5 protein-coding genes are annotated in these 4,869 nt (G+C 64.4%); 3 read left to right on the forward strand and 2 right to left on the reverse strand.

The window, feature by feature from the left end; genetic code table 11:
- From CK944_RS21435 to CK944_RS21440, 3 genes are all read left to right on the forward strand, one after another.
- A partial coding sequence (locus CK944_RS21435; protein ID WP_103175080.1) for an ATPase, T2SS/T4P/T4SS family occupies positions 1 to 831 on the forward strand: 831 nt, incomplete at its 5' end.
- Positions 822 to 956 carry a hypothetical protein gene (locus tag CK944_RS24240; RefSeq protein WP_256388178.1) on the forward strand — a complete coding sequence of 45 codons (135 nt, stop codon included), beginning with the start codon at positions 822 to 824 and terminating at the stop codon, positions 954 to 956. The genes CK944_RS21435 and CK944_RS24240, both read left to right, overlap by 10 nt.
- A gap of 196 nt (positions 957 to 1,152) precedes the next feature.
- The gene (locus CK944_RS21440) at positions 1,153 to 2,016 is read left to right on the forward strand and encodes an Abi family protein (RefSeq protein WP_103175081.1); all 864 of its coding nucleotides are present in this window, start codon (positions 1,153 to 1,155) and stop codon (positions 2,014 to 2,016) included.
- 3 nt (positions 2,017 to 2,019) lie between these two features.
- On the opposite strand, the gene CK944_RS21445 is transcribed toward CK944_RS21440, so the two are convergent.
- Both CK944_RS21445 and CK944_RS23450 read right to left on the reverse strand, forming a co-directional pair.
- Positions 2,020 to 3,834, reverse strand: a complete 1,815-nt coding sequence (locus CK944_RS21445; RefSeq protein WP_158248116.1) for a type IV secretory system conjugative DNA transfer family protein — start codon at positions 3,832 to 3,834, stop codon at positions 2,020 to 2,022.
- Positions 3,835 to 3,978: 144 nt separating this feature from the next.
- On the reverse strand, positions 3,979 to 4,869 hold an 891-nt coding region (locus CK944_RS23450), incomplete at its 5' end, for a hypothetical protein (protein ID WP_158248117.1).

A 4,869-nucleotide genomic window follows, 5' to 3' on the forward strand; every position in this document is an offset into this window, starting at 1 on the left:
AACGCCGACGGCCGGGTCTGGGTCGAGCGCGCAGGCGACAGTCATATGTCCCTGGCCGGGATCATCCTCCCGCCAGTCGAGGTCAGGGATCTGGCGGGTCTGATCGCCAACAAGCAGCGCCTGACGCTGACCGACAGCCAGCCCGCGATCTCGACCACCATTGAGGTTGCCGGATCCGCCCTGCGCTGCCAGGCCATCATCCCGCCTGCCTCCGCGGGCGGCTCGGTGATCTCGATCCGGGTGTTCCGCCGCAGGGCGGCCGGCGATGCACCTCGTCACTTCCCGTTCTTGCGCGATCAAACCGTATCGCTTGAGACGGAACGGCTCCAACAGCTCCGCGCCATCTGTGAACTGGCAACAAAAGCCGACGATCCCGATGTGTTTCTGCGGGCCTGCGTCCAGTCCCGCATGAACCTCGTGATCTCCGGGGGCACTTCCTCAGGTAAGACCGAGCTGGCGCGGCGCCTCCTGTGGATGGTGGAAGACGAGCATCGCCTGGCCTTGATCGAGGATGCGACGGAACTGCTTCCAGCCCAGGAGAATACCGTCAGCCTGATCGCCGAACGGCTGGAGAGCTCGGCACGCTCCGCCGACAAGCTCCTGGAGATGACCCTGCGCCTGCGCCCCGACCGGATCATCCTGGGCGAACTCCGTGGGACCGAGGCGGTCACCTTCCTTGAGGCCATCAACACCGGTCACGAGGGCAGCGTCACGACCATCCATGCCACAAGCGCGCGAAAGGCGGTCAACAGGCTCGCCTTCCTGGTCATGCGTGCGGGCATGCCGCTGACGCTGTCGNCTTCCTGGTCATGCGCGCGGGCATGCCGCTGACGCTGTCGGAGATCCGTGACTATGTTCTCCAGTCCGTCGATGTCGTCGTGCAGACCGGCCGGGTCGGCACCGGGCGGGGCATCCTGGAGACGTGGTTTCCGGGGCTCGATGGTGAGAGCGCCTGACGTATNACACGGGACCGCACGGTTGACATCCCCGGCGCAAATCGCCATCTTCATTTCAACAACACCCCCCAGGCGACCGGCCGAAAGGCCGAGCTCAATACCGGGGGGTTACTTATATCCGGACGCCGTCTTCTTGGAATTCGGAAAGCTCCCCACTCTTACAGGTGATCAGGTTGCGCTTCTTCGGCAGCGTGGCATGCTGGTAAGAAATACCTCCGAGGCGGAGACGTGGCTTGAGACCGTCGGCTACTATCGACTGAGCGCCTATTGGCTGCCATTCGAGTTGCCTGCCCCTCCTGGTCAGACCCGCAGCAAGCGCTTCGCCGAGGGAACATCCTTCGACCAGGTCATTGAGCGCTACGTCTTCGACCGCAAGCTGCGGCTCCTGCTTCTGGAGGCGATCGAACGCGTCGAGATCCATGTGCGCTCACGGTGGACCTATCATTTGGCCCATGCGCACGGTGCGCATGCCCATCTCCGTGCCTCCGCTTTCCGGGGCGCCAGGGTGCATACCGAGCTTCTCGCAAAGCTGGCCCGTTCGGCGGAAAAGTCAGACGAAACCTTTATCGCCCACTACCGCACCAAGTACACGGACCCCTACCTGCCGCCGCTCTGGGCAGTCACCGAACTGATGACGTTCGGGGAACTGTCCCGATGGGTGCAGATCACCAGGGACCTTCCCATCAAGGCCGCCGTGACGCGCGATCTGGGCCTCCCGACTGTGGAGATCACGGACGGCGTCCTGCAGGCCCTGTCCTATGTCCGCAACATCTGTGCGCACCACTCCAGATTGTGGAACAAGCGGCTGGTCAAGCGCGTCCCGCGGGTCAAGCGGTGGGGCCGGGACATGGTGCTCGACACCTCGACCGGCCAGGCACAACCGGACAACAGGCTCTACAACGTCATGGTCGCCCTGCTTCACCTCCTGGACAGCCAGCGGACGGACAGCACCTGGCGGTCGCGCCTGATCGACCTTCTGGGAACAGTGTCGGCCCTGGAACTGCACGCCATGGGATTTCCCGAAGATTGGCAGGAACGAAGTGTCTGGGGCGGCCCGTAACCCCTATATCGACACCGTCGGATTGGCCTGCTCCTGGCAACCCCTCGCCTTGCTCCGCAACCTACTGTCAAAACGGTCCATCTTGTCTGAAGCCTTCTTCAGATCGGCTTCATCGAGCATAGCATGCTCGGCCTCGGCCATATGAGCCTCTGCAACATCTTGCGCCAAGGGAGGCTCCGCCTCCAACCTCTTTGTGCCACCTCCTCCGGGCTCGGCATCGGCATAGGAAATGCGGTCCTCCTTCAGCGCCATGACCTCGGCCCGCAAATCATCCAGTTCGGCCCGGATCGGATCGGGATAAGGGAGCGGTCCTTTCTGCGCGTCGATGATGGTCTTGAACCAGGCGTCCTGCCAGTAGACGATCCGGTCCACCAGGATCGGGTTCTGCCTCTCGGGGATCAGGAGGATCTTGTCGGGATCGAGCCTGCGGACCTCGTCGGGGGTCATCAGCGAGCGTTCCTCGTTACGCCGCGAGACCGACCGCTTCAGCAACCCCTGTCCGTCTTGCGAGTAGCTGTCGCTGAGCGACAGCCGGGTGGTCTTGCCGAGCGCCTCGGACACCTCGCCGGCGGTCTTCTTCTCGTTGGGTGCAATGTAGAGCTTCATGCCAGCAGCAGACTCGATCGAGAGCCGTTCGTTCTCGGAATAGATTGTTTCCAGACCCGGCACCGACTGGGTGATGATCGACACGCGCACGCCGTGACCGGCCAGTTGCTTCAGCGACTGGACGATGATCGGCATCGGGCCAAGCTGGTCGAACTCGTCGAGAATGATCTGTACAGGCCAAGGCTCGTTTGTCGGGTCGGGGATGTGCGCGCGCATGGTGGCGATCAACTCTCCGAACATCAGCCGCAGAAGCGGGGAAAGCGTCGGGATATCGTCGGAGTTGGCGACGACATAGACCGCATGCGGGCGCCGCCGAATGTCGCCCCAGGAAAAGTCGTTGGCGCTCGTGATCTTGTCGATCCGGGGGTTGAGCCACAGCCCGAGGCCGGAGCCGTCAAGAACCGAAGCGTAAGACGAGAGCGTCCGATCGGAATGGCCCGAGAAGTTGAGAAAGATTGTCGCCGTCTGGGCGTGGCGCGCCTCGGCTGCCAAGGCGGCGTAGGCTGCCTCCTTGTTGCCGGTATCGAAAAGGATGCGGGCAATGGCGCCAAGCGTCGGCGTGCCGCGCTCGATGGCCAGCATGCCGCCGGCCACGAAGAGCTGGCGCGCGCCCACGATGAAGTCCGAGGCGCCGCCCTTCTCGTTCTTCGGGATCAGGAAATAGCTGGCGAGCTTCGAGAGTTCGGTGAACCGCTGGTCGGTATCCGCAATCCTGCTGATCCGCTCAAGCGGGTTGTAGCGATGCGACGGGTGCTCGAAGTCAAACGGCGCGATGCGGATCACCTGGTCGCCCTGCGCCTGGCGGTGCCGGGCCGTCGCCTCGAAGATATCGCCTTTCACATCCATCACCACGCAGGAGCCGGGAAAGAGCAGCGTGTTCGGCATCACGTATCCCACCCCCTTGCCCGAGCGGGTGGGCGCGGCCACTAGGGCATGGGGGAAGCGCCCGTAGCTGCCGCAGACAAAGCGGCCCTTTCTGTGCGGCTTGCCGAACTTGCCGAACACCAGCCCTGCCCCCACGGGCTGCAGGAGCCCGTTGCGCCGGATCTCGCGCCGGGTCTGGAAATGCGCTGTACCATAGGTGGTCAGCCGATGGGTGAGGGTGAACGCCACGGCCAGCAGGGACAAAAGCACGGCACCTGCCAGCACGATCGCATAGGCCGAACGCCAGGGATCCTGCCCGGCCATCCGCAGGCCGGGAAACTCGGTCACCAGAACGAACGGGTGTCCCGCATTCATGCCCGCCCCAAGCTGCCAATGCAGCCACAAGCCTCCCATCATCAGCCCGACAAGGGCTCCGGCAATCAATCCCGTGGGAATAGCAATGATCATCCGGTTCATCGGTTCTGCCTCCTTTCAGAGGTCGAGATCGAAGTCCTTGCGGCGCAACTCATGTTGCGCCCGCTCGTGCTGGTGCTCGCTCGAGAGCAGCTGTTCCCTGGCCAGTTCCGCCTGCCTCCGGGACAAACCCAGGCTTTCATGGCTCTCGGCGGCTGCGACCAGGGCACGGGCGATCGCGCGGCGTGGCCCTTCTTCGGGAAAGTCCGAGGCCAAGGCCCGATCATCGCCTGAAGCGATCTGCTCCATGACCCTCTCGCCGTAACGCTCCTTCAGATCCCGGGCAAAGCGCTCGGCGTGATCCTCCCCCTCGAACTCGACCCGGCGGTGCTGGCGGTGTACCCGGGACAGCGTCTCGAGCGTCCGCACCAGGCGATCGCTCTCGCGGCTGTGGACCGTCTCCCGGGCGTGCTCCATCCCCAGGGCGTGGTTCAGCACCTTGGCGGCGGTGGCGTAGAAGCTGTCCACGAGGTCGGCCACCTGGTCGCGCTCGGCCTTTACGTTGAGATCGAGCCCTCGGGCAACCGAGACTGCCCTGAGATCGGCCTTGACCCACTCCCGCTCCTGCCAGGCATTGGCAGCCGGATGCTCGAGCCGCCGCTCCATCGCGGGCCGCTCGATGCCGATGGCTTCGGCCGCCTCCAGGACCCCGGTCCGAACCTCAAGGGCGGCAGTCTGGGACAGGGTCTTCGTGACCGTCCCGCGGGTGATGGCGCTGTCTCCAAGCTCGGTCCGGTAGAGGGCCGAGCGCGGCGGCTCCATGACCAGCTCGGCGCCGCGTGCATCGCCCAGATCGCGCAGGATCGCAGTGGTGACCTCCGCCAGTTCCGTGCGCATCTCGCGCCGGTCCTCGGGATCAAGGGTGGCGATCTCACGCTCGGCCCGATCAAGCCAGGTGGCAAACACCCG

Origin of the sequence: Paracoccus sp. SY, assembly GCF_002901215.1 — a bacterium.
In the GTDB taxonomy this organism is placed as follows: Bacteria; Pseudomonadota; Alphaproteobacteria; order Rhodobacterales; family Rhodobacteraceae; genus Paracoccus; species Paracoccus acridae.